21 protein-coding genes are annotated in these 26,553 nt (G+C 63.0%); 17 read left to right on the top strand and 4 right to left on the bottom strand.

From position 1 onward, the window contains the following. Window positions 1-377 precede the first annotated feature (377 nt). The 7 genes from A3CW_RS0127000 (at window position 378) to A3CW_RS47775 (ending at window position 7,089) form a co-directional block, all read left to right on the top strand. Window positions 378-1,229 carry a transporter substrate-binding domain-containing protein gene (locus A3CW_RS0127000; RefSeq protein ID WP_028206337.1) on the top strand — a complete coding sequence of 284 codons (852 nt, stop codon included), beginning with the start codon at window positions 378-380 and terminating at the stop codon, window positions 1,227-1,229. 71 nt (window positions 1,230-1,300) lie between these two features. Then, window positions 1,301-2,032, top strand: a complete 732-nt coding sequence (locus A3CW_RS0127005; protein WP_035514088.1) for an ABC transporter permease — start codon at window positions 1,301-1,303, stop codon at window positions 2,030-2,032. A 17-nt stretch (window positions 2,033-2,049) separates the two neighbouring features. Then, window positions 2,050-2,796: an ABC transporter permease gene (locus A3CW_RS0127010; RefSeq protein WP_028206339.1), complete on the top strand. Its 747-nt coding sequence runs from the start codon at window positions 2,050-2,052 to the stop codon at window positions 2,794-2,796. Between the two features lie 25 nt (window positions 2,797-2,821). After that, window positions 2,822-3,613, top strand: coding sequence for an ABC transporter ATP-binding protein (locus tag A3CW_RS0127015; protein ID WP_028206340.1), 792 nt, complete (start codon window positions 2,822-2,824; stop codon window positions 3,611-3,613). A gap of 25 nt (window positions 3,614-3,638) precedes the next feature. Further along, on the top strand, window positions 3,639-5,252 hold the full coding sequence (locus A3CW_RS0127020; protein ID WP_028206341.1) for an HAL/PAL/TAL family ammonia-lyase: 1,614 nt from the start codon (window positions 3,639-3,641) through the stop codon (window positions 5,250-5,252). 13 nt (window positions 5,253-5,265) lie between these two features. Then, window positions 5,266-6,015: a histidine utilization repressor gene (hutC, locus tag A3CW_RS0127025; protein WP_035514090.1), complete on the top strand. Its 750-nt coding sequence runs from the start codon at window positions 5,266-5,268 to the stop codon at window positions 6,013-6,015. Window positions 6,016-6,099: 84 nt separating this feature from the next. Continuing rightward, window positions 6,100-7,089, top strand: coding sequence for a LysR family transcriptional regulator (locus A3CW_RS47775; protein WP_035514093.1), 990 nt, complete (start codon window positions 6,100-6,102; stop codon window positions 7,087-7,089). 18 nt (window positions 7,090-7,107) lie between these two features. On the opposite strand, the gene A3CW_RS0127035 is transcribed toward A3CW_RS47775, so the two are convergent. Next, window positions 7,108-8,235, bottom strand: coding sequence for a 4-hydroxyphenylpyruvate dioxygenase family protein (locus tag A3CW_RS0127035; RefSeq protein WP_028206343.1), 1,128 nt, complete (start codon window positions 8,233-8,235; stop codon window positions 7,108-7,110). Between the two features lie 305 nt (window positions 8,236-8,540). Here A3CW_RS0127035 and shiA point away from each other — a divergent pair, with 305 nt between their 5' ends. Together shiA and A3CW_RS0127045 are read left to right on the top strand one after the other, a co-directional pair. After that, window positions 8,541-9,854: a shikimate transporter gene (gene shiA, locus A3CW_RS0127040; protein ID WP_028206344.1), complete on the top strand. Its 1,314-nt coding sequence runs from the start codon at window positions 8,541-8,543 to the stop codon at window positions 9,852-9,854. Between the two features lie 97 nt (window positions 9,855-9,951). Then, the gene (locus tag A3CW_RS0127045; protein WP_028206345.1) at window positions 9,952-10,722 is read left to right on the top strand and encodes an IclR family transcriptional regulator domain-containing protein; all 771 of its coding nucleotides are present in this window, start codon (window positions 9,952-9,954) and stop codon (window positions 10,720-10,722) included. 165 nt (window positions 10,723-10,887) lie between these two features. Here A3CW_RS0127045 and A3CW_RS0127050 read toward each other — a convergent pair whose 3' ends face one another. From A3CW_RS0127050 to A3CW_RS0127060, 3 genes are all read right to left on the bottom strand, one after another. After that, the gene (locus tag A3CW_RS0127050) at window positions 10,888-12,078 is read right to left on the bottom strand and encodes an arginine deiminase (protein WP_245623753.1); all 1,191 of its coding nucleotides are present in this window, start codon (window positions 12,076-12,078) and stop codon (window positions 10,888-10,890) included. Between the two features lie 174 nt (window positions 12,079-12,252). Then, on the bottom strand, window positions 12,253-13,677 hold the full coding sequence (locus tag A3CW_RS0127055) for a basic amino acid/polyamine antiporter (protein ID WP_028206347.1): 1,425 nt from the start codon (window positions 13,675-13,677) through the stop codon (window positions 12,253-12,255). Between the two features lie 87 nt (window positions 13,678-13,764). Then, window positions 13,765-14,226, bottom strand: coding sequence for an outer membrane lipoprotein (locus A3CW_RS0127060; protein ID WP_028206348.1), 462 nt, complete (start codon window positions 14,224-14,226; stop codon window positions 13,765-13,767). A gap of 294 nt (window positions 14,227-14,520) precedes the next feature. Between A3CW_RS0127060 and A3CW_RS0127065 the strand changes: the two genes are divergently transcribed. From A3CW_RS0127065 to A3CW_RS0127105, 8 genes are all read left to right on the top strand, one after another. Further along, entirely contained in the window at window positions 14,521-15,936 is a 1,416-nt protein-coding gene (locus A3CW_RS0127065; RefSeq protein WP_028206349.1) for a basic amino acid/polyamine antiporter, read from the top strand. A gap of 98 nt (window positions 15,937-16,034) precedes the next feature. Next, window positions 16,035-16,991, top strand: coding sequence for a cation diffusion facilitator family transporter (locus A3CW_RS0127070; protein ID WP_028206350.1), 957 nt, complete (start codon window positions 16,035-16,037; stop codon window positions 16,989-16,991). A gap of 657 nt (window positions 16,992-17,648) precedes the next feature. After that, the gene (locus A3CW_RS0127080; RefSeq protein WP_028206351.1) at window positions 17,649-18,449 is read left to right on the top strand and encodes a potassium channel family protein; all 801 of its coding nucleotides are present in this window, start codon (window positions 17,649-17,651) and stop codon (window positions 18,447-18,449) included. Next, the gene (locus tag A3CW_RS0127085) at window positions 18,446-20,179 is read left to right on the top strand and encodes a SulP family inorganic anion transporter (RefSeq protein WP_028206352.1); all 1,734 of its coding nucleotides are present in this window, start codon (window positions 18,446-18,448) and stop codon (window positions 20,177-20,179) included. The genes A3CW_RS0127080 and A3CW_RS0127085 overlap by 4 nt, the downstream gene beginning before the upstream one ends. A 57-nt stretch (window positions 20,180-20,236) precedes the next feature. Then, window positions 20,237-21,691 (top strand): DUF2252 domain-containing protein, encoded by a 1,455-nt coding sequence (locus tag A3CW_RS0127090; RefSeq protein ID WP_028206353.1) that lies wholly within the window; start codon window positions 20,237-20,239, stop codon window positions 21,689-21,691. A gap of 61 nt (window positions 21,692-21,752) precedes the next feature. Continuing rightward, complete coding sequence (locus A3CW_RS0127095) at window positions 21,753-23,306, top strand: phospholipase D family protein (protein WP_028206354.1); 1,554 nt, start codon at window positions 21,753-21,755, stop codon at window positions 23,304-23,306. A 179-nt stretch (window positions 23,307-23,485) separates the two neighbouring features. After that, window positions 23,486-24,103 carry a LysE family translocator gene (locus A3CW_RS0127100; RefSeq protein WP_028206355.1) on the top strand — a complete coding sequence of 206 codons (618 nt, stop codon included), beginning with the start codon at window positions 23,486-23,488 and terminating at the stop codon, window positions 24,101-24,103. Window positions 24,104-24,175: 72 nt separating this feature from the next. After that, a complete protein-coding gene (locus A3CW_RS0127105; RefSeq protein WP_028206356.1) occupies window positions 24,176-26,551 on the top strand; it encodes a DNA polymerase II in 2,376 nt (791 codons plus the stop codon). The last annotated feature ends 2 nt before the right edge of the window (window positions 26,552-26,553 follow it).

A 26,553-nucleotide genomic window follows, 5' to 3' on the forward strand; every position in this document is an offset into this window, starting at 1 on the left:
CAGGTCTCACTTTTGAAAGAAGTCACAAATTTTCATCTTGATAACCGGATGGAATCGCAGTGACGCGGAACGGCCATCGAGCGATGGCCGCCATTGCGCGTCTCCTTTTCATTACGGCTCACAGCCCTCGACATGACTAGACAAATTAATGAGGCACACCAATGACTGCGACAGCCCATGCCGCAACGACGTCTCGTCTTGCCACAAGCATGGATTCATCGCGAATCCACGCCTATGCACAGGGTTTTCCATGAGTCTGGATTTATGAAATTCTCTTGCACTCAAATTCTTTTCTCTCCATGCTTGTCTATGCAAGTCGCACGAACGAAAGAACGTCCCCACGAGTCCACGGTACCCACCGACAAAGGAGCATGGTCATGCAGGCGAAGTACACCCGGCTGGCAAAAGCGCTGATTGGCGCAGCACTCGGCGTCACGCTGCTTGGAAGCGGCAGTGCCGGCGCGAAGGAATGGAAAAGCGTGACGATCGCGCTCGACGGCAGCTATGCGCCCTGGAACCTGACACTGCCCGGCGGCAAGCTTGGCGGCTTCGAACCCGAACTCGTCGAAAACCTGTGTGCGCGTGCACAAATCCAGTGCAAGCTCGTCGCCCAGGACTGGGACGGCATGATTCCGGGCCTGCAGGCGGGCAAGTTCGATGTCCTGATGGATGCGATCTCGATCACGCCGGATCGCGAGAAAATCATTGCATTCTCGAAGCCCTATGCGGCCACCCCGGCAACCTTCGCCGTGTCCGATCCGAAGATCCTGCCGAAGGGCGGCCCGAACACGCCGCCTCTGAAGCTCGACGCAGACTCGCGCAGCAACGCGCCCGCCATCGAGTCGATGCGCAAGGCGCTGAAAGGCAAGACGATCGGCATCCAGTCGGGCACGGTGTACACCGGCTTCATCAACGCCAACTTCAAGGACGTCGCGTCAGTGCGCGTGTACAAGACCGCGCCCGAGCGTGATCTCGATCTCACCAACGGCCGCATCGACGCGACGTTCGACGACGTGACCTACTACGCCGCCAACGCCGACAAGTCGCCCGTCGTGATTGCCGGCACGATGATTTCCGGTCCGATCTGGGGTCCGGGCGAAGGCCTCGCGTTCCGCAAACAGGACGCCGACCTGAAGGCGAAGTTCGACAGCGCGATCACGGCGGCACTTGCCGACGGCACCGTGAAGAAGCTCGCACTGAAGTGGTTCAAGACCGACGTGACGCCGTAAGCGTCGCATCCTGGCCGCGCGCGCCGCGCCTGACGCGCGCCTTCGCTTCCCGACCCGCGTGGATCCATGCCATGTCTCTGTTATCGCTATTCAACACACTCGGCCTCGGGCCGGACGGCTGGGGTAGCGTTCTGCTCCTCGGCGCGTTGATGACCGTCGTGCTCACGCTTGCCGCATTAGCAATCGGCGCCGTGTTCGGTGCGCTCATCGCCGCCGCGAAGCTCTCGCGCTTGCGCGTGCTGCGCGTGTTCGGCGACTTCTACACGACCGTCTTTCGCGGCGTGCCCGAATTGCTCGTCATCTATCTGTTCTACTTCGGCGGCTCTTCTCTGGTCACCACCGTCGGTCAATGGTTCGGCGCCGAAGGATTCGTCGGCGTGCCGCCCTTCGCCGTCGGCGCGTTCGCGGTCGGCATGATTTCGGGCGCTTATCAGGCCGAGGTCTATCGCGCAGCCGTGCTCGCCGTGGCACGCGGCGAACTCGAAGCCGCTCGCGCGATAGGCATGCCGACGCTCACGCTGTTTCGCCGGATTTTGATCCCGCAGGTGCTGCGCTACGCGCTGCCCGGCATCGGCAACGTCTGGCAACTGAGCCTCAAGGACTCCGCGCTGATTTCGGTCACCGGGCTCGCCGAGTTGCTGCGGGCGAGCCAGATCGCAGCGGGCTCAACGCACCAGTACTTCCTCTTCTTCGTCGTCGGCGGTCTGCTCTATCTCGCCATGACGGGTGTGTCGAACCGTGTCTTCGGTCGCGCCGAAGCGGTCGTCGGCCGCTCGTTCAAGCGCAACTTTGCGCGCAACTGATCGGGGAGCGCACACTCATGAATATCGATTTCGCGTTCCTGCTCGACACGATGCGCCAGCTCATCGGCGCCGTGCCGACAACGCTCGGTCTTTTCTTCGCGTCGCTCGTGCTGGGCGGCTTGCTCTCGCTCGTGATCGTCACGATGCGGGTCTCGCCGCACTGGCTGCCGAACCGTTTTGCGCGCGCCTACATCCTCGTATTTCGCGGCTCGCCGCTGCTGATCCAGATGTTCCTCGTCTATTACGGCCTCGGGCAGTTCGGCGTGATTCGCGAAAGCTTTCTGTGGCCGGTGTTGCGCGAGCCCTATGTCTGTGCGGTCCTGTCGCTCGCGCTGTGCACGGCGGGATACACGGCCGAGATCATCCGCGGCGGCCTCATGGCGGTGCCCGTCGGACAAATCGAAGCCGGCTACTCGATCGGACTTTCCGGCTTCGCCCTGCTGCGCCGCGTGATCGGCCCGATCGCGCTGCGTCAGTGCCTGCCCGCGTATTCGACCGAAGCCGTGCTGCTCGTCAAGTCGACGGCACTGGCAAGCCTCGTCACCGTTTGGGAAGTGACGGGGGTTGCGCAGCAGATCATTCAGCAGACCTATCGCACCACCGAGGTGTTTACGTGCGCCGCGCTGATCTACCTGTTCCTGAACTTCGTGGTCGTGCGCGTGATCGGCTTCGTCGAGCAACGGCTGTCGCGCCACCTGCGCGCGGCGCCGCCCGCCCCGCGCAAACCCGCCGCGCCGCTCGAAGCCACGCGTGCCGCGTCGTGACCCGCCGCCCTACCTGGAGAGATTGATGAATACGTCAGCACCCGTTGCGCTGTCGGTGCGCAACATCCACAAGTCGTTCGGTGACCATCACGTGCTCAAGGGCATTTCGCTCGACGCTCACGAGGGCGACGTCATTTCGATTCTCGGCGCGAGCGGCTCGGGCAAGAGCACGTTCCTGCGCTGCCTGAATCTGCTGGAGACGCCGGACGACGGTTCGGTCGCGCTCGCGGGCGAGGAACTCAAGATGAAGCGCCGCAGCGACGGCAAGCTGCAACCGGGCGACCGCCGTCAGGTCGACCGCGTGCGCTCGCAGCTCGGCATGGTGTTTCAGAACTTCAACCTGTGGTCGCACATGACCGTGCTGGACAACCTGATCGAAGGCCCCATGCGCGTGCTCAAGCGCAGCCGCGCCGAGTCGGTCGAAGAAGCCGAGGCGCTGCTCGCCAAGGTCGGCCTTGCCGACAAGCGCGGCCACTACCCCGCACATCTGTCGGGCGGCCAGCAGCAGCGCGTGGCGATTGCGCGCGCGCTCGCGATGCATCCGAAGGTGATGCTGTTCGACGAGCCGACCTCGGCGCTCGACCCCGAGTTGGTCGGCGAAGTGCTGCGCGTGATGCGCACGCTCGCCGACGAAGGCCGCACGATGCTCGTCGTCACGCACGAGATGGGCTTCGCGCGCCACGTTTCGAATCGCGTGATGTTCCTGCACCAGGGCCAGGTGGATTCGGATGGCACGCCAGACGAGGTATTCGGCGAACTGAAGTCGGACCGCTTCCGCCAGTTCGTGTCGAGCCACCAGGATCGCAACGCTCACTGAACCCGCACCAGGCACACGCACTCCCATGGCCATCACCCGTACCCAGAATCCGCTCGACTGGCGCGCGATCGCCACCGTCGCCGCAGGCGAGCCGCTGATACTCTGCGCCGATGCGCAGGCGAACATTCGTAGCGCCCGTGTGCTCGTCGAACAGATCGTCGCGCGCGGCATCCGTGCGTATGGCGTGAACACGGGCGTCGGCGCGCTGTGCGACGTGGTCGTCTCGCAAGACGAACAGCACGACCTGTCGCACAACATCCTCATGAGCCACGCAGTGGGCGNGGGCGAGCCGCTAGACGCGGAAGAGACGCGCGCGATCATGGCTGCGGCCATCAACAACTTCGCGCATGGACACTCGGGTGTGCGCCTCGAAGTCGTCGAGCGTCTTGCCGCGCTGCTGGAGGCGAATTGCCTGCCGGAGGTGCCCGCGTTCGGTTCCGTCGGCTATCTGAGCCATATGGCGCATATCGCGCTCGTTTGCGTGGGCGCGGGACATGTGCGCTGGAACGGCGAGCGCGTGAGCGGTGCTCAAGCCCTGCAGCGGCTCGGCTTGCAGCCCCTGTCGCTCGAAGCGAAGGAGGGATTGAGCCTCGTGAACGGCACGCCGTGCGTGACCGGGCTCGCGGCGCTCGCGCTTCACCGCGCGGAGCGCTTGCTCGACTGGGCGGACGTCGTTGCGGCGATGAGCTTCGAGAATCTCGGCGGCCAGATCGCGGCGTTCGACACCCGTTCGCTTGCGTTTCGCGTGTCGCCGGGCCTCGCCCGCGTGGGCGAGCGTCTGCGCGCGGCGCTCGCCGGTAGCTCGCTGCTCGAGGTCTCGCTCGGGCGGCGCACACAGGACCCGCTCAGCGTACGCACGATTCCGCACGTGCACGGCGCCGCACGAGACACGTTCGCTGCAACGGCCGAAGTCGTGAACCGCGAGCTTGCCTCGGTGACTGACAATCCGATCGTTGCCGGCACGCCGGAGTCGCCCCAGGTGTACTCGCAGGCGCATGCGGTCGGCGCCTCGATCGCGCTCGCCATGGACAGTCTCGCAACCGCGATTGCGCAAGTCGCGGCAATGGCCGAGCGCCGTCTCGACCGTTTGGTGAACCCGCTCGTGAGCGGCCTGCCCGCCTTCCTCGCTCACGCATCCGGCACGCGCTCAGGTTTCATGATTGCGCAGTACACGGCCGCGTCGCTCGTCGCGCAGAACCGCCGTGAAGCCGCTCCCGCGAGTCTCGACGGCGGCGTGACATCGGGGCTGCAGGAAGATCACTTGTGCCATGCGACGCCGGCCGCGCTGAAGGCGCTTGTGGTGATCGAGAACAGCAACCGCATTCTCGGCATCGAACTGCTCGCTACGGCGCAAGCCTACGATCTGCAGCCGCTCAACGCGGCGCGCGCGCCCTACACGGATGCGCTTTACGCCAGCGTGCGCGCCACGCTGCCGACCTATCGCGACGACCGCCCGCTCTCCGACGATATGACTTTCGCGTTTCGCCTCATTGCCGACGGCGCCCCACCGCCGCTTCCCAGCCCGGCATGTGATGGCACCAGGACCGTCTCGCGGGAAACGGAGCTGGACATGCCGCCAGTCGCGCGCAGTACGGCGGCCCCGGCGAGCAGCGCGGTTCCCGGCACTGTCGGCGTCTGATGCGAGGTCAGGTATGAACGCGCCATCTTCGCTCATCGACAACTCGACGCATGCCGCGACAGCGCATAAGGCCGCTCCGGCGTACGAGCAGATCAAGCGCTACGTGGTCGATCGAATCACGGACGGGACCTGGAAGCCGGGTGAGGCCATTCCGTCGGAGACCGAGCTCGTCAAGGAATTCGGCGTCGCGAGAATGACCGTATCGCGCGCGCTGCGCGAACTGTCGGCCGAGCATGTGCTCAGACGCGTTCAGGGTGCGGGAACGTTCGTCGCATCGCGCGACGTCGAATCGACCGTCCTCGAGGTTCGCAACATTGCCGACGAAATCGCCGCGCGGGGTCACCGGCATAGCGCGCGGGTGCTGACGCTGGGAGCAAGCTCGAACGATCAGGCGATGGCCGCACTCGAGCTCGGCTGCGGTTCCGTGTTCCATTCGCGTATCGTCCACTACGAGGAAGACGAAGCGATTCTGTACGAGGACCGCTACGTAAACCCTCATGTGTTTCCGGGTTATCTCGAGCAGGACTTCACACTGGAAACACCGAATCACTACATGATGCGGCTCGCGCCGGTTCAACGGGCGGAGTTCCGGATCTACGCGCAAAAACCGGACGCGGACATACGACGCCATCTTTCGATGAATATTGGCGAGCCCTGCCTGCTGATGTGGCGGCGTACGTGGGTCGGCAGCGCCGTTGCGACCGCCGTCGAGCTTTGGCATCCCTCATCACGTTTTCATCTGGTCGGCAAAGTATCGACGTAACACCGGGCGCACCGCGCTCCGATGCTCGCCGCGTTTCGCAACGTTTAGAATCTCTTCCGATCGGAGAACGTTGGAGCACTACAGATGAAACTGCACCAGTTGCGCGTCCTGCTCGCGCTCGCGCAGCACGGCAGCATGCACGAGGCATCGCGCAGCCTGCATATCTCGCAGCCGGCGCTTTCCAAGGCGGTGGCGGAACTGGAGCGCGAACTGGGCGTGACGCTCATGTCGCGCTCGGTGCGTGGCGTGAGCCTCACGAATTACGGGCGCGCGCTCGCGAAGCGCGCGAGCGTGGTCGAACAGGAGTTGCGCCACGCGCTGGAAGATATCGAAGGCATGCGCGGCCATGCCGAGGCGCAATTGAACATCGGCTTTTCCGCCGTTGCATCGAGCGGGCCGCTGCCCGAGTCGATCGCGGCGTTTCGCGCGCGCTTTCCGGGCGTCGCGGTGCACGCCTATGAAATGCGGCCGCAACAGATACTCGAAGGGTTGCGCGAAGGCCGCCTCGACCTCGCGCTCGTCTCGACGAACAGCGGCCCCGGCACGAGCGCGTTTCAGTGGGAGCCGCTTTTTTCGGTGGGCATGGTGCTCGCCACGCGTCCCGGCCACCCGCTTGCACGCACGACGCGCCTGCGCGATCTGCTCGAGGCCGACTGGCTCACGCTCGACCCGCTGGACGATCCCGGCAGCCCGCTCGCGAGCCTCATGCGCCTGAATCGCCTCGAGATGCCGAGGCGCATCGTGCACAGCGTGTCGAACCTGCTCGGCCTGCAGCTCGCGACCTGCACGGATGTCATCAGCATCTGGTCGGACTTCGTGTTCTACGGCATGAGCGGGCCGCTCGTCCTCAGGCGCGACGCGTTGCACACGCTGCCCATTCGCGACGAGCTGCCGGACTTCCATGTGTTCATGGTGTACCGGTCCACGGACCTGATGACGCAGGTGTGCACCGAGTTCAGCAAGGAGGTGCGCCATCGCTGCCGCACGATGGTCTCGCCGCGCGCCGCCGCGCCCGGCACGGCGCGCACGCGCACAACAACGGGCGCAGCCGCGAAGTCACGTCTGGAGCGCTGACGTCGCGGACTGCGCGGTTTAACCGGGTGCGTGGCCCTGCTTCGCGCCCGCCTCGCGCGCCCGCGCGAGCACGTCGAGATTGCCCTCGCCGAAACCGTGGTGGCCGCTGCGCTGCACGACTTCGAAAAAGATCTCGCCCGGAAGGCGTTTGGCAAAGGTCTGGAAAAAGAGCCGCGGCACGCCGTCTTCGCCAATCTCGCCATCGATCAGCACATGACGCTTGTGCAAGGCTTCCAGGTCCGCGCCGTGGCCGGGCAAACGCGCATCCACGGTGTCGTAGTACGCGGGCGGCGGTTCGACGAACTCGACGCCATTGGCCTTGAGCGCATCGACGCTCGCGAGGATGTCGTTGCTCGCGAGCGCGATATGCTGCACGCCTTCGCCGGGGTGCTCGGGCAGATAGTCGTGCAATAGCTGCGTGCGCCGCGTGCCCTCCTCATAAACAGGAATGCGCAGTTCGCCATCGGGCGACACCATTACGCGAGACTCCTCGGACACATGCCAGTTCGCGTTGATCTCGTGGATCTCGCGGAAATGCAGCAGGTCGCGATAGAAGTCGAGCCATTCCGCAATGCGCCCCGCCCCCACCGTTTGCGTAAGGTGATCGACGCGCGTGAGGCCGGTGCCGCCGTGATCGAAATCGGTATGCGCCGTGGCGACGTCGACGGGCCGGAAGTCGATGTCGAAGATCGAAATGTCGCCCACGCCGCCGCGCTGGCCGCCGCGGCCGCGCCAGCGGTCGATGAAATAGAGGTGCGAATCGCCAATGCCCTGGATCGCGGGAATGTGCAGCTCCGCGGGACCCAGCCGCTCGCCCTCGAACGCCCACGCGCCGAGCGAGATGGCGTGCTTGAACGCGCGTTTCGCATTGTCGACGCGCACGCCGATCGCGCAGATGCCCATGCCGTACTCCTGCGCGTAGCGCGCGGCGAACGAATCGGGTTCGGCGTTCAGCAGGAAATTCATTTCGCCCTGGCGGTAGAGCGTGACCGCCTTGCTCACGTGACGCGCGATCGCCTTGAACCCGAATTGTTCGAAACGGCGGCCGAGATCGGCGGGCTCGGGCGCGGCGAACTCGACGAACTCGAGACCGGCCATGCCGAGCGGATTGTCCGCCAGCGGCGGAGGATTACTGGGGCTGGACATGCAATAGGCTCCTGACGCAAGCGCTGAAACGGACACTTCGCCGCCCCGCCGCAAACCTGGAGGGCGCGCAAAGCAGGCCGATTTTAACCAGTTCGTTCATTTAGACGAAGACCGCCGTACGTGGGCGGTCCGCGCGCCATCTCGGTGCAAACCCGCAAAGCGTTCGATAATCGCACGCAGTTGGGCGATAATCGCGCAAAACGGCGCCGCCACGCATTGCCGGAGAGCGCGGGCCGCCCTATGCTGCGTCTCACGTTTCGCGCATCTCGCAGCATGGCACATGCGCAAAAGTCTGGAGACAACTCATGACCCCAAGCCTCGACACCACCGGCTCGCCCGACGCCGCCCCTCTCGCGCCGTCGCGCAGCCAGGCCCGCAAGGCGGCGCTCGGCAGTTTCGTCGGCGCGGTCGTCGACTGGTACGACTTCCTGCTCTACGGCATTGTCGCCGCGCTGGTGTTCAACGTGGCGTTCTTCCCGCAGGTCGGCAGGACCATGGGCACGCTTGCCGCGTTCGCGACCTTCGGCGTGGGCTTTCTCTTCCGGCCGCTCGGCGGCGTCGTGTTCGGCCATTTCGGCGACCGGCTCGGCCGCAAGCGCATGCTCGTTCTGACCGTCATGATGATGGGCCTTTCCACCGTTGCCATCGGGCTCTTGCCGACCTTTGCGACCATCGGCTGGTGGGCGCCCGTGCTGCTCGTCACGATGCGCGCGCTGCAAGGCTTCGCCGTGGGCGGCGAATGGGGGGGCGCGGCGCTCATGGCCGTGGAAAGCGCGCCGCGCGGCAAAAAGGCGTTCTATAGCAGCGGCGTGCAGGTGGGCTACGGCGTGGGGCTCGTGCTCGCCACCGGCCTCGTGGCGCTCCTGAGCCACCTGCTCGGCGACGCGGCGTTCCGCTCGTGGGGCTGGCGTCTGCCGTTCCTCTTCAGCGTCGTGCTCGTGCTCGTGGGCCTGTGGGTGCGCTCGAGCATGGATGAGTCGCGCGAGTTCGTCGAAAAAGTCGAGCACGGTCATCACAAGCTCAAGATGCCCGTGCTCGAAGCGCTCACGCGCCATCCGAAGGCCTTCCTCTACATCATCGCGCTGCGCCTTGCCGAACTCTTCACGATGTATATCGTGACCGCCTTCGCGCTGAGCTATTCGACCAGCAACCTCGGCCTGTCGCGCGATCTCTTTCTCGGCATCGGCCTGTTCGTGGGCGCGCTCTCGTGCGTGACGATCCCCTGCTTCGCGTGGCTCGCCGACCGCCTCGGGCTGCGCCGCATCTATCTGATCGGCGCGTGCATCGGTCTCGTGAGCGCCGTGCCGTTCTTTCTCGCGCTCGAAGCGAGGGCCACGGTCTGGATCGTGATCTTCTCCGTGATGCTCGCGAACATCGCCCATGACATGGTCGTGAGCGTGCAGCAGCCGCTCTTCACCGAGCTGTTCGGCGCGGAGTACCGCTACAGCGGCGCGGGCGTGGGCTACCAGTTCGCGAGCGTGGTGGGTGGCGGCTTCACACCGTTCATCGCCGTGGCGCTGGTGGGCGTGGGCGGCGGTTCGTGGCACCTCGTCGCCGCGTACCTCGCGATTGGCTGCCTGATCTCGCTGATCGTGGCGGCGCGCATGAAGCCCGAGTGAGCAAGAGCCGATCGTTCGCTCGCAAGCCGCAGGCGTCCCTCGCCTGCGGCTTTTTCCGTTGTTTGAGCCACCCTGCAGCACAGGGTCTGGCACGCCGATGAAGAAACCGCCACTGGACCGGCGCGACTGGATCGCCGGGCTCGAAAAAGGCCTCGCGATTCTCGAAGCCTTCGACAGCGAGCACGCGCGCATGACCCCCACCCAGGCGGCGGAGCGCACGGGCCTCTCGCGCACCGCCGCGCGCCGCTATCTGCTCACGCTCGAATCGCTGGGCTATGTATACACGGACGGCCGTCTGTACGGCCTTACGCCGCGTGTGCTGCGCGTGGGCTGGTCCTACTTCGATTCGGCGCGTCTGCCGCGCACCGTGCAGCCCTATCTGCAGCAGCTGAGCGCGACGCTCAACGAATCGGCCTATGTGAGCGTGCTCGACGGTTGGGAACTCGTCGTGATCGCGCGCAATGGCGTGTCGCGCGTGATGACGACGGGGTTCGTGCTCGGCGCGCGCGTGCCCGCGCCGCTGATTTCGCCCGGCGTGGTGCTGCTCGCGCACGAGGCCGACCAGGACGCGGTTTCGGCGTGGCTCGATACCGTCGAGCTGTCACCCTTCACGCCGCATACCATCACGAGCGGCGCGCGCCTGCGCGAGAAGATCGGGCGCGCGCGCGTGGACGGCTATGCGATCATCGAGCAGCAGTTGCAGGTGGGCGTACGCGGCATTGCCGTGCCGCTCAGGAATCGCAACGGCGAGGTGGTCGCCGCGCTGAGCACCAACATGCCGATGGGCGAAGAAAGCCCCGAGGCCGCTCTCCAGCGCGTCCTGCCGCATCTGCAGGAAAGCGCGCTCGCCATGCTCAACGTGCTTTAACACGGTGTCTGAACCACGGCTCACGAGCGCGTGAGCGCTGCATGATCGCCCGTCATGCGCGCGCTGCCCGTCACGGCGAGTCCCGCTGTGGCGAGCGCTTCGCGCGCATTCCCTTTGATCCGGCACCATTGCTTGCGCCCGCAACGATCTCCTCGCACTTCGACGCTAGAAGTCCACCGCATCGCGGACGATCGGACACGTCATGCAATGTCCGCCGCCGCGCCCGCGCCCCAGTTCCGCGCCCACGATGCTCACGACCTCGATGCCGGCCTTGCGCAACAGCGTGTTCGTATAGGTGTTGCGGTCGTAAGCGAACACCACGCCGGGCGAGGTGCACACGAGGTTCGCGCCGCTGTCCCACTGGGTGCGTTCGCGCTGGTAGTCGTTGCCGCCCGCTTCGACCACGCGCATTTTCTTGATGCCGAGCGCCGCGCTCACCACCTCGACAAAGGACTTTTTCTCCTGGTGCAGTTCCACACCCGCCGGATGATCGCTGGGCCGGTACGTGAAGGTTCGGGTACGTGCGAGGAAATCCGGCGCGATCAGCACGCAGTCGCGATCGGCAAACGTGAAGACCGTATCGAGGTGCATGGCCGCGCGAATTTTCGGCATCGCCGCCACGATCACCTGTTCGGCGGCGCCCTTCTTGAACAGCGTCGCGGCGAGCTGGCTGATCGCCTGGCGCGAGGTGCGCTCGCTCATGCCGATCAGCACGGTCTTGTTGCCGATGGGCATGACATCACCGCCTTCGAGCGTCGCCATGCCGTGGTCCTGGGTGGGGTCGCCCCACCATACCTTGACCTTGCCCGCGAAGTCCGGATGAAACTGGTAAATCGCCGCGGCAAGAATCGTTTCCTCGTGCCGCGCGGGCCAGTACAGCGGATTGAGCGTCACGCCGCCGTAAATCCAGCAGGTGGTGTCGCGCGTGTAGATCGTGTTCGGCAACGGCGGCAGCAGATATTCAGTGGACCCGGCCGCTTCGCGCACGACCTTGAGCGCCGCGCCGCCATGCGATTCCGGGAAATCGTAGATCGACAGGCCGCCAAGCAAGGTCTCGGCCAGCTTGCGATCGTCGAGCCCTTCCAGATAGCTGCGCAATTCGTCGATGAAACCCAACCCGACCTGGTTCGGCACGATCTGATTGTCGAGAATCCACTTCTTGCCTTCGGGCACGGCAACGGTTTCGGCGAGCAGGTTGTGCATTTCCACGACCTCGACGCCGCGGTCGCGCATCTTCGTGACGAAATCGAAATGGTCGCGCTTCGCGTTGTCGACCCACAGCACGTCGTCGAACAGCAACTCGTCGCAATTGCTCGGCGTGAGCCGCGAGTGCGCCATGCCGGGCGCACACACCATCACCTTGCGCAGTTGCCCGACCTCCGAGTACACGCCAAGCGCGCTCTCTTCCTTCGCCCTGGCCTTGCCGCCCTTCGCGGCTTTTTCCGCCTTTTCTACCTTCTCTACCTTTTCGCCCTTCTCACTCTTGCCACCGCCCTTCGCCTTGGACATATCGATCTCCGCTCGTTCTCGTTAGACCGCCATGGTGCCCGTGGCCAGCGCAACGACGCCTACAATGGCCGCTACGGCCGCCACGATGAAAATGACCCAGTCGCTCGTACGCTGGAAAACCTTCAGCTTGCGCTCGCGCCGCGCGAGGAAATACAGCACCGTGCCAGGCGCGTAAAGAATCGCCGATAGCAGGATGAACTTGAGACCACCGGCAACAATCATGAACAACGTGTAGATCACGGCGACCGAGGCCAGCGCGAGATCGCGCTTGCGCTCTTCAGGCCGCACCTCGTAGCTCTCGCCACGGTTCGAAACCATAAACCCGTAAGCGGCGACGAAGAGATAAGGAATCAGCGACATCGAGCTCGTGAGGTTGAGCATCAGTGCGAACGCGTCGCGCGAGAAATACGTGCTCGCCACCAAAATCTGTACAACGATGTTGGTGATCCAGAGCGCATTGGCCGGCACGTTGTTGGCGTTTTCGCGCGCAAACACCGCTGGCATATCCTGATTGCGCGCCGCCGCGAACATCACCTCGGCGCAGATGAGCGACCACGCCAGATACGCGCCCAGCACGGAAACGATCAGGCCGATGCTCACGAAAATCCCGCCCCACGGACCGACCACGCTTTCGAGCACGGCCGCCATGGAGGGCTGGCGCATGCCCGCCACGTCACCGCGCGGCAGCACGGCGAAAGGCAGCATGGAAACGAGCACCATGAGCGTGGTCACGCCCGCGAAGCCGAAGATCGTTGCGCGCCCGACGTCCGTGCGCTCTTTTGCATAGCGCGAATACACGCTCGCCCCTTCGATGCCGATGAACACGAACACGGTCACGAACATCGTCGCGCGAATCTGCTGGAGGAGGCCGCCCTCTTGCGCCGCAGACTGGATATTCAGGTGGAAAGTCCCGTACTTGAAGACGAACAGGAGGATGACGATGAACACCACGATCGGAATGACCTTGGCGAACGTCACGACAGTGTTGATGAACGCGGCCTGCTTCACGCCGCGCAGAATGAGAAAGTGAAACAGCCAGATGCCGATGGAGGCGACGATGATGGCCGTGACCGTATTGCCGTCGCCGAAAACCGGGAAAAATGCGCCTAGCGTGGACTTGATCAGCACCCAGTACGAAACGTTGCCGATGCAACTGCCGATCCAGTAACCGAACGCGGAGAGGAAGCCGGGGTAATCGCCGAAGCCCTCTTTGGCGTACACGAACACACCGGCGTCGAGGTTCGGCTTGCGCTCCGCGAGCGCCTGGAAGACGCGTGCGAGCGTGTACATGCCCACGCCCGCCACGAGCCACGCAATCGCCGCGCCGACCGGCCCCGTTGCATTGGCGAAGGTTCGCGGCAGAGAAAAGATCCCGGCGCCCACCATGCCCCCGACTACCATCGCGGTCAACTGCACGCGACTCATCTTCTGCTCGGTATCGGCCATCGGTTTCCTCGCTTTGTTCGGAACTTCGCGTTATCGGGCGGCCAGCGCACTTCTGCGCCGCCGCTCAAGCTTCAGGCGTCTGCGGTGTCACCGCGTCACGCGCACAGAGTTGTTACCAAGCAGCACGCGCACGCGGTCGCCGGGAACGAACTGTTGATCCGCATCCTGGACCACCGACATCAGTTGCCCCGAATCCAGACGCACGACGATTTCAAGGCCTTGCCGCTGCGTGACGCGCTGCTCCACGGCATTGCCTGCCGCACCGCCCAGCACGGCGCCGCCGATGCCCGCCGCAACGGAGCCCGTGCCGCGCCCGATGTTGCTGCCTGCCGCGATGCCGCCGAGCGCGCCGCCCGTTATCGCGCCGATGCCGGTTGGACCCGGCTGAATCGTGACGGGCCGCACGGATTCGACCGCGCCGAGTTCGACCACGAACACCTGCTGAGCCTGGGCCGGTGTGAAGACAGAGCCTGAAGTCGGTGCCTCACAGCCGGAAAGCGCGACCGAGACAACCACGGACCCAAGAAGTGTTGCAGCGAGATATCGCATGACATTCCCCCCTAATGCGGCGCATTGCGGTTTCGCTAATTCATTCGGCCTGTTTGCTAACGATTCCACGTATAGTCATTAGCGAACATTTAGCCAATACGTGCCCGGCGATTCTCATTGCCCAATCCATCCTCCGGACACCTGACGAACATTATGGAATACGATTCGCACATGAGGTATTCAACGTGACATTCGTTCGAGAATAGTTCAGTAATTCAATGTGGCGCGCATTTTTTATCCGCGATTTCCCGCGTTCGCATTTCGACCGGTCAAAGATCAGAAAAAGGCTCGAACATGAAATCGACGGATGACCAGAAATTGTCGCTGCCGGTACTGACGGCCATGGTCGTGGGCTCCATGGTCGGCGCCGGCATCTATTCGCTGCCGCGCAACTTCGCGCTCGAAGCGGGCCCGACGGCTGCCGTCATCTCATGGTGCATTGCGGGAGGCGGCATGTACATGCTGGCCCGCGTCTTCCAGCTTCTCGCCGAAATCCGGCCCGACCTCGACTCCGGCATCTTTGCCTATGCGCGCGACGGCTTTGGCGGCTACGCCGGCTTTCTCTCCGCGTTCGGCTACTGGATGGCCGGTTGCTTCGGCAATGTCTCTTATTGGGTGCTGATCAAATCCACGCTCGGCGCATTCGTGCCGGCATTTGGAAACGGCAATACGCCGATTGCCATTGCGGTTTCGTCGGTCGGCATATGGGCATTTCACTGGATGCTGTTGCGCGGCATTCAGCAGGCCACGCTCATCAATGCGATTCTGACTGTCGTCAAGATTCTGCCCATTTTCGTTTTTATCGGCATTTTGAGTGTCTATGCGAGCGCGGAGCCATTCACGGACAATCTCGCGGAAAGCGCCCAAGGGCTTGCCCCGCAGGTCAAGGGAACCATGCTCGTGACGGTATTCGTGTTTCTCGGCATCGAAGGGGCGAGCGTGTATTCGCGCTACGCGAAAAAGCGCTCGGACGTGGGCGCTGCCACGATACTCGGCTTCGCCTTCGTGCTGTTGCTGCTCGTGCTCGTGACGCTGCTGCCCTACGCGCATCTCATGCGCGCGGATATCGCCGCCATGCGGCAACCTTCGATGGCGGCGGTGCTTGGCGCCGTAGTCGGCTCGCCAGGCGTGGTGTTCATCGGCGGCGCGCTCATCGTCTCCGTTCTCGGCGCCTACCTCGCATGGTCGCTGATCTGCGCGGAAGTGCTGTATGCCAGCGCGAAAGCGGACGCCATGCCAGCCATCTTCGCGCGCCGCAACGCGCGGCAGCTTCCCACCGCCGCGATCTGGCTCACGAGCAGTGTGGTGCAGGCCTTCGTCATCAGCACGTACTGGTCCTCCGACGCCTTCTCGCTCATGCTGCGCCTCACGAGCGCCATGGCGCTCATCCCCTACTTTTTCGTGGCGACTTTCGGGCTCAAGGCCATCCGCGCACTGCCGCAATCGGCCATGAGCGCGCGAAAGCGCACGCTGAGCTTTGCCACGGCGATCATCGCCACGATTTATACACTGTTCCTGCTTTACGCTTGCGGAGTGGAACTGCTCGTCATGTCCGCGCTGCTCTATGGGCCTGGCAGCCTGCTCTACATGTGGGCGCGGCGCGAGCGTGGCGAAGCGCTCTTTTCCCGGCCCGAGTGGTGCGCGTTTCTCGTGGTGATGGGCGGCGGACTCGTTGCGATATTCGGGCTGAGCGCCTCCGCATGGCGTTAGCCGCGCGCCGTTGCGCCGGCCCGCATCCATCGGTCTCGTGACTGCTGTTCGCCTCACCGCCGCCATTCAAACGTTCCACCGTTCGACAGCGAGGAACCATGCCTATCAGCTACGCTCTGCGCAAGGCGCAGCTCGCAGCGGTCGAGCAGCGCGCGATGAAGATTTCCATTTACGTCGTGTGCCTCGGTTTCGCGGCCAACGTCGGTTATGGCTTCTTCGTGAAATCCGATACGCTGCTGCTGACCGCCATTTTCTATCTGCTCAATCTCGTGAGTGCCGCGCTTGGATTGCTCGCAGCCTCCGTGATCACCCGGCCCGCGACGACCCGCTTCGAATATGGGTATTGGTTCCTCGAGCCGCTCGTGAATGGCATAAACGGCCTCATGATGCTGCTGGTATGCGTGTATGGCTTCGTGAACGGCATTGAGGGGATACGTTCAGGCGGCCACGTGGTGAACGCGCGCGGCGTTATGCTGATTAGCGTCGCGAGTTGCGTGATCTGCCTTGCCATGGTGGTCTACAAAAAGCGCGCGGCCGCGCAAATCAATTCCAAGCTGCTCAAAACCGACGGCTGGAAATGGATCATGAAATTGTCGTTCAGCGCGGCCACGCTGCTCGGCTTTTTCGTGTATTCGATCTTGCCTGAAAGCTTTCACGAAGTATGGGCGCGCTATATCGACAGTGCGATGACCGCGGGGCTCTCGCTGATATTTCTCTCGGTGCCCGTGAAAATCGTGCGCACCAGCTTTGCTGAATTGCTGCACATGAGCCCCGAAGAGAACAATCCGCGTTCGGCGATCGAGAAGGCGCTTTCCAAGCTCGAACGCGAGCTTGGCATTCTGCGCCATCACACGCATGTCATTCAGGCTGGCCGGCGCAATTTTGTCGAGGTCAGCGTGCTTGTCGGCGCGACGTCCGCGTTAAGCGATCTCCCCTCGCAAGACCGATTGCGCGAACGCATCTGGGAAACGCTCGGCGCGAATCCGCTGGAAAACCGCCTCACCGTGCAGATCACCGCGGACCCGCGCTGGGAAGACGGACGCCAGCCGGGATGACGCGCGCCGCCGCCTGGCGTTGCGCCTGCCGCGATAGCCGCGTAAGCGCGTTCGAATACATCGATTTCCCACTGCGTCTGCAAGCCCACGCGCCAGAACTGCGCATCGAGATCGATGAATCAGCGTGTTGAGCGCTGGGTCGTTGTACCGGGGCCACCCGCTCGCGAGCTGGGTTTCATCGAGCGATGGTGGCGCTCGCTGCTTCGTTCCGCTGATATGGCGCAGGCTCTGCCTGCGTTTACCGGCACGGTCAATGACGACTGCGCCCTGAGCGTGCTGCCGAACAGACGTGATTCGGCGGATCCGGCGACTGACGACCCAATAGAATCAACTGGCCGAAGACCTCGAGCGCAAGTCCGCGACTTGTCTCGTCGTCGACCGAATGCGCCCCCGGCAAGTGTTTTCAGCACAGGTTCGCTAACGTTTCTTAATCGGCTAACGACTACGACATGCACAGTCGCGGCTACAAAGTTTTTCTTTTCACTTACGACGTGCTTTACCGTCTGAAACAGGTTGCCGTACGGCGTCGTCACTCGCCTGCCCGATATATTGGGCTCCTGATTATTTACTATTGACTATGGACACAAAAAGGGAGAGCGTATCTGCCTGGCATCAGGTTCGCTGTTGTCTCGATCAGACCAACAATCCGAGGTAACCATGTGGATCTTCCGTGTCGATGAACCTCGTCTTGGGGTCATCCGTATTCGAGAATGGCGCCGTCGCGCGCATCACACAATCGGCCTTCTCGTCATGCTGCTGGGCGGCGCCACCATCGGGCTGGTCGCTCTCGATCAGTCCGGCAACTCTTTCCCCGACAAACTGTTTACGGCTCTTTGGAACGGAGTCAATCTCATTACGACACTCGGCGCCTTCAGCGAATTCAGTCCGCCTCAAAAGGTCTTCATGCTTCTGGCCATGGTCGCGACGCTGCTGGTCGGCGGATTCGCAGTTTCGAGACTCACAGGCATGCTATCGGGCGATGACGTGATGGCTTATCGGGAGAACAGGATCATGGAACGCAAGTTCGAACAGCTCGCCAATCATGTCGTGGTAGTTGGCTTCCATGCTCTCGGCGAACGGGTCGCAAACTACCTGCATGAAGCGGGAAGCACGGTGCTCGTACTCGTGGGCGATCAGGATCAGGCCAACCGGGCAACGGATTGCGGGCATCTGGTCGTACTCGGCTCGCCGGACGCCTTTGACGACGTGCTCAAGCGTGCGCGACTGGATAGCGCGAAAGCCATGTTCGTCACGACACCGGACAGCAATAACAATCTGGCAATCACACTGCTGGCCCATACGCTCAACCCGTCGCTCGCCATTGCGGTACCTGGCGAGACCCCCTTGCGAAAAGAGCTGCTTGAGAACGCTGGCGCGACCAACGTCGTCATTGCCGACGATATCGTTGCCAAAGCGTTGATCAGCAAGATTGCGACTGTAGCGGGGACCGCACCATGAAACCCGCCACTCCCACACCGCACCGCCTGCCTCATCTACCTTTCCTGCAAGGGCTCCTGCCCTTTAATCCCGCGCAACTGCCGCACGACATCATCGCCGGGATCACGCTGGCGGCACTCGGGATTCCCGAAGTGATGGGGTATACGAAAATTGCCGGCACGCCCACCGTTACGGGCCTCTATACGATCCTGCTGCCGCTCCTGGCGTTCGCCCTCTTTGGTGCGTCGCGTCAACTGGTCGTCGCCGCCGACTCGGCTACCGCCGCCATTCTCGCGGGTACGTTGACGGCCGTCGCCGCGCTCGGCAGCAAGGACTATGTCGCCCTGACGAGTACCGTCGCCTTGACCGTCGCTGTGATGCTGGTGATCGCGCGTGTCTTTCGTCTGGGTTTTCTGGCCGACTTTCTTTCCCGCAGTGCGTTGATCGGATTCCTGACCGGCGTCGGCATCCAGGTCGCAGCGGGCGAGCTTGCCGGACTGATCGGGATCGCCAAGCAAGGGCATGGGCCGTTGATGCAGATCGCATCCGTGTTGCAACGCGTAGCCGAGGCGAACTATCCGACCACGATGCTCTCGATCGGCGTGCTCGTGGTGATCATCGGCTGCAAGCGCTTCGTGCCGCGAGCACCGGGTGCGCTGATCGCGGTGATCGGCTCCATTGTGGCAAGCGGCGTGTTCAATTTCGCCGGACATGGCATCGCAGTCACGGGCGAAGTGCCGGGTGGACTCCCGTCATGGTTCCTCCCACCATTGCATATGGGCGAGATCAACCAGGTACTGGTCACGGCCGCCTCATGTTTCATCGTCATCATTGCCCAGAGCGCTGCAACGGCACGTGCGTACGCCAATCGCTATAACGAGCGGGGCGACGACAACGCCGATATCATCGGGCTCGCGGCCGCCAACGCAGCAGCGGCCTTCACGGGAACGTTCGTCGTGAACGGCAGCCCGACCAAGACCGAGATGCTCGACGACGCGGGCGGCCGCACCCAGGTCGCCCACCTAACGACAGCCGCCATCGTGCTGCTGGTGCTGCTATTTCTCACGAAACCGCTGAGTCTTCTGCCTGCCGCAGTGCTGTCGGCCATCGTCTTCATGATCGGCGTAAAGCTGATCGACGTGAAAGGCATGATCGAACTGTTTCGCATGCAGAAGGACGAGCTCGTCGTGGCGTTGCTGACTGCGGGCGTCGTCGTGTTCGTCGACGTGATGCACGGCATTCTTGCTGCCGTCGTGCTTTCGCTGATCGCGCATGCACGCCACAGCTACCGCCTGCGGACTCGGGTGCTGACGCGAGGCCCCGGCGACAGCTGGATCGCGCGACATGTCGAGCCCAATCTGCTCGCCGCGCCCGGTATCGTCGTCTACCGTTTTGAAGCCGACCTGTTCTACGCGAACACCGGCCGATTCACGGAAGAGGTGCTGAAGCTTGTCAACGAAGCGAGTCCGGGGCTGCGCTGGGTGGTGATCGACGCATCGGAGATCAACAACATCGACTACACGGCAGGCAAGACCTTGATCCAGCTGGGCGGCGAGCTCGACAAGCACGGCGTGGGCATCGCCGCGGTCGCCCTCCCCTCGGGCGTGCGACACGAAATCGAGCGGTACAAGGCGTTGCGTGTGACCGGCGTGCATCGCGAGGTCTTTGCCACAGTCGATGCCGCAATCGAGGCGCTGCGGGATATTTCGCCATCTACGTCCTCAACTTCCCAGGACGCCAAACCGAAATGAAGCGACCTGAAATGACACAGGTCCGGTTCGGCCTGGCATCGATCAAAGGAGTAATGCGTGCCTGATTCCGCTAACACAAAGCGCGCCGCGCCTGGCGCCGATCTCGCTGCGCCGGGTACACCTGCGGTGCAGGAAGACCCATCCACACTCTTTGCGGGGCGTGGCTCGCTGGCCGATCGCGTCAGACGGGGCAAGACGGCTCGCAGAGAAGTGCCGCGCGAGAAGCTCGCCGAATGCAGGATTGGCGATCGCGACCCCATCGCACTGCTCGACGCTTCCAATGTGGGTCGGGTGACGGAACTGATACCCATCCGTTATGGACGGATGGTCGCGAGTCCGTTCGCGTTCTATCGCGGCGCGGCGCCGCTCATGGCGCACGATCTGTCGAAGCTGCCGCATTCCAATGTGATCGTGCAACTGGGTGGCGATGCGCACCTGGCCAACTTCGGTCTGTTCGCAAGCCCGGAGCGGCGCATTCTCTTCGGCCCCAACGACTTCGACGAGACGCTGCCTGGACCATTCGACTGGGACGTGCGCAGACTCGCGACATCGTTCGTGATCGCTGCGCGCGAACGCGGATTTGCCTTGCGCGACCAGCAAGGCATCGTGCGCCGGTTGTGCGCAACGTTCCGCCAACGGCTCGCCGACTTCAGCCGCATGGACACGCTCGACGTCTGGTACTGCCAGTTCAAGGCGGCGACCATGCTGGCCATTGCCGATTCGGTCGAGGAAAGGAACAAGGAACTGGCCGTCATCGAAAAGGCAAGACAACAGTCGTCGCGTTCCGTGCTGACTCATGCAACCGAGGTAGTCAATGGCAAGCTGCGGATCAAGGACGTACCGCCGCTCGTGTATCACGTACCGCTCGAGAGCGCGAGTGACAGCAAGCAGTACAACGCGATGGTACGGCGCTTCTTCGCCGATTACCGGCTGACGCTTCCCGACGACAGGCGCGCACTGTTCGACCGATATGAACTGGTTGATGTCGCCATTCGTGTCGTGGGCATCGGGTCGGTCGGAACGCGTTGCTATGAGGCGCTTTTCATGGCCGACGGCGAGTGCCCGCTTTTCCTTCAGCTCAAGGAGGCGCGCGCTTCCGTGCTGGAGGGTTATCTGCCGCCGAGCCGTTATCCAAATCATGGTCAACGTGTGGTCAACGGACAGCGTCTGCTGCAGTCGGCCAGTGACATCTTTCTCGGGTGGTCCAAGATGCGCCACACCGGCAACGACTTCTATGTGAGGCAGTTGCGCGACATGAAAGGCGCATTCGACTTCACGGCATTCGACGTTGAAGATCTCGGCGAGTATGCGATTTCCTGCGCTCACGCGCTAGCCCATTCGATGGCGAAGGCAGGCGATCCCGCGCTGCTCAGCGGCTATGCCGGCAAGTCGGCGGCATTCGACGAAGCCATCGTGCGATTCTCGCTCGCCTACGCAGAACAAAATGAGAGAGACTGGGCGGTTTTGAAAGCGGCAGTCAAGGCGGGACGCATTCAGGTCATTCGTCAATAGGATTCGGGCGCCCTTCGCCGAACGCGGTTGATCCGACTGGGCCCGACAGCAAGGTGAGGACATGACAAAACTCAGGCGCCTTACGGCCATCGTTCTTGCTTTCCTGTTGGCCGCGTGCGCCAGTCTGCCGCCGCAGACGAACCAACCACAAACGCTTGCCCTTAAGAACACGGAATCCACTCGACTCGGCGTGCTCTTTGTGCCTGAAGAGCAGAAGCACCCGGGTGACAGTGCGTTCCACTTGCTGCCCGACCCCACCGATGCAATTGTGGCCCGCATCGTACTCGCGGCAACGGCAGAGCGTTCGCTAGACCTGCAGTACTACATCTGGCACGACGACCTGACGGGCCGCGAACTGGCGGCCGCGTTGCTCAAGGCGGCAGACCGTGGCGTACGCGTTCGTGTACTGCTCGATGACCTCGGCACGAACGCAGATGACCAGGTTCTGCTCACACTCAGCTCGCACCCCAACGTAAAGGTACGGCTATTCAATCCGGTCGCGAGCCGTCACTTCAAGTCACTCGCGACTGCCCTGGAGTTTTCCCGCGTCGACCGGCGTATGCACAACAAGGCGATGATTGCGGACAATGAAGCCGCCATTCTAGGCGGACGCAATATCGGCGACGAATACTTCGGCGCGTCGAACGTGGTGGCGTTCGGCGATCTCGACGTGCTGGTGCATGGTCCCATCGTCCGGAAAGTCTCCGGAGCATTCGATGCGTTCTGGAATTCCGAATCGAGTTATTCGATAGAACAGCTGGTGGGGCATCCGGCGGATCCGTCCGCGCTAGCCGCCTACCGCGCGAAGCTGGACGAATATATCAAGTCCGAACATGACGCGCCTTACGTCGTGCAAGCGAGAGAGCAGTTGGCCACGGTCCTGATACCTGGCGATACCGCCTTTTCATGGGGAAAAGCCACGCTTCTATACGACGACCCTTCCAAGGTGACACGCGCCCCGACTGACCCGCAAGGTCACCTGATGACGCAATTTGCGGCCCTGAATCTCAAACCCACGCACGAGATGCTCATCATCTCGCCATACTTCGTGCCGGGAAAAGAGGGTGTTGCGTGGATAAGCGACTTGACCGCGCACGGCGTACACGTCACGGTGCTCACAAACTCGCTGGCTGCAACCGACGTCGTTGCCGTCAATGCCGGATACCAACACTATCGTGAAGCCCTGCTAGCGGCAGGCGTGCGCCTCTATGAACTGAAGCCGGTGGGGTCGACCAGCGTCAAATCGCAACGCAAGTTCTTTGGCTCTTCAAGGGCCTCGTTGCATGCGAAAACGTATGTATTCGATCGACAGAGCATCTTCATTGGCTCGATGAATCTCGACCCTCGCTCTAGCAAACTCAATACGGAAGTTGGCGTACTCTGCGACAGTCCGGCGATTGCGGGCCAGGTGATCGATGACGTCGAGCCGCATCTGGACCAGATTGCCTGGCGAGTGGAATTACGCACTGACACGAACGGCAAAAGCCGGATTGTCTGGATTGATACCGCCGCAAACGGGACAGAAACAGAACTCGACTCGGAACCCGACGTCTCGTTCATGCGGCGTACAAGCGTCTGGTTCCTTGGCCTTCTGCCGATCGAATCCGAGCTATGAACGCGCGTGGCGCGCGCCGCTCGCGCCCTGCGCGCCGGTTGCGTGGATGCCACTCAGCGCCTTCACGCCCCCAATCCGTACTGCTCAGCGTCCTCACAACTGTACCGGTACTGTACCGATTACTGTCGATAAACTGGTTCCGTCGATTCTGTCTTCTCTTTCCGGAGCCCCCTCGCATCATGCTGCCCGAAATGCTCAGCGCGCTGCCCGCCGGCATGCTCTTCGTCGTGGTCACGAGCATCACGCCCGGCCCCAATAACACCATGCTGCTCGCTTCCGGCGTCAACTTCGGTTTTCGTCGCACGGTGCCGCACATTCTCGGCATTAGCGCGGGCGTGGTCGTGCTGATGCTCTCGGTGGGCTTCGGGCTTGGCCAGGTGTTCAGGCACGTCCCGTCGCTCTATACCGTGCTGGAGGTCGCGAGCATTGCGTACCTGCTGTATCTGGCGTGGAAAATCGGCACCTCGGGCGACATCAAGGTGAAGAGCGGCGAACACCGGCCCATGCGCTTTCACGAAGCCATCGCGTTCCAGTGGGTCAATCCCAAGGCGTGGATGATGGTGCTCACGGCCGCCACCACGATCCGCCTTTCCGCCAACTTCGGCACCAACACGATGGCGATGGCCTTCCTGTTCTATGTGATCGGTCTGCCCTGCATCTGCATCTGGGCCGCGTTTGGCACCAGCATGCGGCGTTTCCTGTCGAATCCGCGGCGGCTGCGCGCGTTCAATATTTTCATGGCGCTTTCGCTGCTCGTTTCGCTGTATCCGATGTTCGTGCACCTGCTTCAACGTTAAAACGACCCGCCGCCATACTCCGGCTCAACCGCTACAATCGCAAGCGGGAAACATAGGCGGCGGAGTCACACTTTGTCTGAGTTTGAAGCGGGTTTTATTCTTACCCGCCATTGGCGCGATACGGGCCAACACACCGAGGTCGACTTCTGGCTCGCGACCGATGCGGGGCCGCGCCAGCTGCGCCTGCGCCCCCAGCCTTCTGTCGCATTCGTGCCGGTCGCCCAGGAAGCCGCGGCCCGCGCCGCGCTAAAGGGCGACGCACGCACCGAGCTACGCCCGCTCAATCTGTGCGACTTCCAGCGCCGCCCGGTGCTGGGACTCTATTCGCCGCAATATCGCGCCCTAGCCGGGCACGCCAAGCGCCTCGCCAAAGCGGGCGTCGACGTCTACGAAGCCGACATCCAGCCGCCGGAGCGCTACATGATGGAGCGCTTCATCACGGCGCCCGTGCTGTTTCGCGGCGATGCGGGCAGCCCGGACGAAAGCGGCGTGCTGCTCGACGGCGAGATGAAACCCGCCAACGGCTATCGCCCGCGCCTGCGACTGGTGTCGCTCGACATCGAAACGAGCGCCCAGGGCGAGCTTTATTCCATCGCGCTCGAAGGCTGCGAACAACGCCAGGTCTACATGCTCGGCCCCGCAAACGGCGACGCGAGCCAGATCGACTTCGACTTCGAATACTGCGAAAGCCGCGCGCAGATGCTCGAACGCCTCAACGCATGGATGGCGAAACACGATCCCGACGCGATCATCGGCTGGAATCTCGTGCAGTTCGATTTGCGCGTGTTGCACGCGCACGCCCAGCAAACCAGCGTGCCCCTGCGTCTTGGGCGCGGCGGCGAGGTCATGGAGTGGCGCGAGCACGGCATGCGGGAGAATCACTTCTTCGCGGGCGCCGCGGGTCGCCTGATCATCGACGGTATCGAAGCGCTACGCTCGGCCACCTGGAGCTTTCCGTCGTTCAGCCTCGAATACGTCGCTCAGGCGCTGCTCGGCGAAGGCAAGTCGATCGACAATCCGTATCAGCGCATGGACGAGATCCAGCGCCGCTTCGACGAAGACAAACCCGCGCTGGCCCGCTACAACCTCAAGGACTGCGAGCTGGTGACGCGCGTCTTCGAGAAAACCGAACTGATGGCCTTTTTGCTCGAACGCGCATCCGTAACCGGACTTCCCGTAGATCGCAGTGGCGGCTCGGTGGCCGCGTTCACGCATCTGTATCTGCCGAAAATGCATCGGCTCGGCTACGTCGCGCCCAATCTCGGCGACGTGGTGGGCGAAAACAGCCCCGGCGGCTTCGTCATGGACTCGCGCCCCGGCATCTACGATTCGGTGCTCGTGCTCGATTACAAGAGCCTCTACCCCTCGATCATCCGCACCTTCCTGATCGATCCTGTCGGGCTCATCGAAGGTCTGGGCAACCCCAGCGACGACGCGTCCGTGCCCGGCTTTCTCGGCGCGCGCTTTTCCCGCGAGAAGCACTGTCTGCCGGAAATCGTGCGACAGGTCTGGGAGGGCCGCGAACATGCGAAGCGGCAGCACAACGCCGCGCTTTCGCAGGCGCTCAAGATCATCATGAACGCGTTCTACGGCGTGCTCGGATCGACCGGCTGCCGCTTCTTCGACCCGCGCCTCGCCTCTTCGATCACGATGCGCGGGCACGAGATCATGCGCAGAACCCGTCAGCTCATCGAGGCGCAAGGCTACGACGTGATTTACGGCGACACCGACTCGACCTTCGTCTGGCTCAAGCACGCGCACAGCGAAGCCGACGCCACGCGAACCGGCAAGCAACTCGTCGAGCACGTCAACGCCTGGTGGAAGACCGAACTGCAGGAACGCTTCGGTCTCCAAAGCGCTCTGGAACTGCAGTTCGAACGCCACTACTCGCGCTTTCTCATGCCCACGGTGCGCGGCGCGGAAGAAGGCAGCAAAAAGCGCTACGCCGGCCTCACGCTTGCGAAGAACGGCGGCGAAGAAGTCGTGTTCAAGGGCCTCGAAACCGTGCGCACCGACTGGACGCCGCTCGCGCAGGAATTCCAGCGCGAGCTGTACCGGCGCATTTTCCAGCGCGAGCCCTACGTGGAGTACATCCGCGACTATGTGCGGCGCACGCTCAACGGCGAGCTGGACGACCAGCTCGTCTATCGCAAGCGCTTGCGGCGGCCACTCGCCGAGTACCAGCGCAACGTGCCGCCGCATGTGCGGGCGGCGCGTGTCGCGGACGAGTTCAATCGCGCGAAAGGCCGTCCGCTGCAGTATCAGAACGGCGGCTGGATCAGCTACGTGATGACGACGGCCGGCCCCGAGCCGCTCGAAACGCTGAGTTCGCCGCTCGATTACGCGTTCTACGTGAGCCGGCAGTTACAGCCCGTTGCGGACGCGATCCTGCCTTTCCTGCGCGAGGATTTCGATACGTTGATGTCGGGGCAGCAGAGTCTGTTTTAACC

Source organism: Paraburkholderia nodosa DSM 21604 (assembly GCF_000519185.1).
GTDB lineage: Bacteria > Pseudomonadota > Gammaproteobacteria > Burkholderiales > Burkholderiaceae > Paraburkholderia > Paraburkholderia nodosa.

Coding starts and splice junctions, on each gene's coding strand:
- shiA (WP_028206344.1), top strand. CDS start 8,541: ATGACCCCAAGCCTCGACACCACCGGCTCGCCCGACGCCGCCCCTCTC.
- hutC (WP_035514090.1), top strand. CDS start 5,266: ATGAACGCGCCATCTTCGCTCATCGACAACTCGACGCATGCCGCGACA.
- A3CW_RS47775 (WP_035514093.1), top strand. CDS start 6,100: ATGAAACTGCACCAGTTGCGCGTCCTGCTCGCGCTCGCGCAGCACGGC.
- A3CW_RS0127080 (WP_028206351.1), top strand. CDS start 17,649: ATGTGGATCTTCCGTGTCGATGAACCTCGTCTTGGGGTCATCCGTATT.
- A3CW_RS0127045 (WP_028206345.1), top strand. CDS start 9,952: ATGAAGAAACCGCCACTGGACCGGCGCGACTGGATCGCCGGGCTCGAA.
- A3CW_RS0127060 (WP_028206348.1), bottom strand. CDS start 14,226: ATGCGATATCTCGCTGCAACACTTCTTGGGTCCGTGGTTGTCTCGGTC.
- A3CW_RS0127100 (WP_028206355.1), top strand. CDS start 23,486: ATGCTGCCCGAAATGCTCAGCGCGCTGCCCGCCGGCATGCTCTTCGTC.
- A3CW_RS0127065 (WP_028206349.1), top strand. CDS start 14,521: ATGAAATCGACGGATGACCAGAAATTGTCGCTGCCGGTACTGACGGCC.
- A3CW_RS0127000 (WP_028206337.1), top strand. CDS start 378: ATGCAGGCGAAGTACACCCGGCTGGCAAAAGCGCTGATTGGCGCAGCA.
- A3CW_RS0127035 (WP_028206343.1), bottom strand. CDS start 8,235: ATGTCCAGCCCCAGTAATCCTCCGCCGCTGGCGGACAATCCGCTCGGC.
- A3CW_RS0127005 (WP_035514088.1), top strand. CDS start 1,301: ATGTCTCTGTTATCGCTATTCAACACACTCGGCCTCGGGCCGGACGGC.
- A3CW_RS0127050 (WP_245623753.1), bottom strand. CDS start 12,078: ATGGTGTGTGCGCCCGGCATGGCGCACTCGCGGCTCACGCCGAGCAAT.
- A3CW_RS0127015 (WP_028206340.1), top strand. CDS start 2,822: ATGAATACGTCAGCACCCGTTGCGCTGTCGGTGCGCAACATCCACAAG.
- A3CW_RS0127085 (WP_028206352.1), top strand. CDS start 18,446: ATGAAACCCGCCACTCCCACACCGCACCGCCTGCCTCATCTACCTTTC.
- A3CW_RS0127055 (WP_028206347.1), bottom strand. CDS start 13,677: ATGGCCGATACCGAGCAGAAGATGAGTCGCGTGCAGTTGACCGCGATG.
- A3CW_RS0127010 (WP_028206339.1), top strand. CDS start 2,050: ATGAATATCGATTTCGCGTTCCTGCTCGACACGATGCGCCAGCTCATC.
- A3CW_RS0127095 (WP_028206354.1), top strand. CDS start 21,753: ATGACAAAACTCAGGCGCCTTACGGCCATCGTTCTTGCTTTCCTGTTG.
- A3CW_RS0127070 (WP_028206350.1), top strand. CDS start 16,035: ATGCCTATCAGCTACGCTCTGCGCAAGGCGCAGCTCGCAGCGGTCGAG.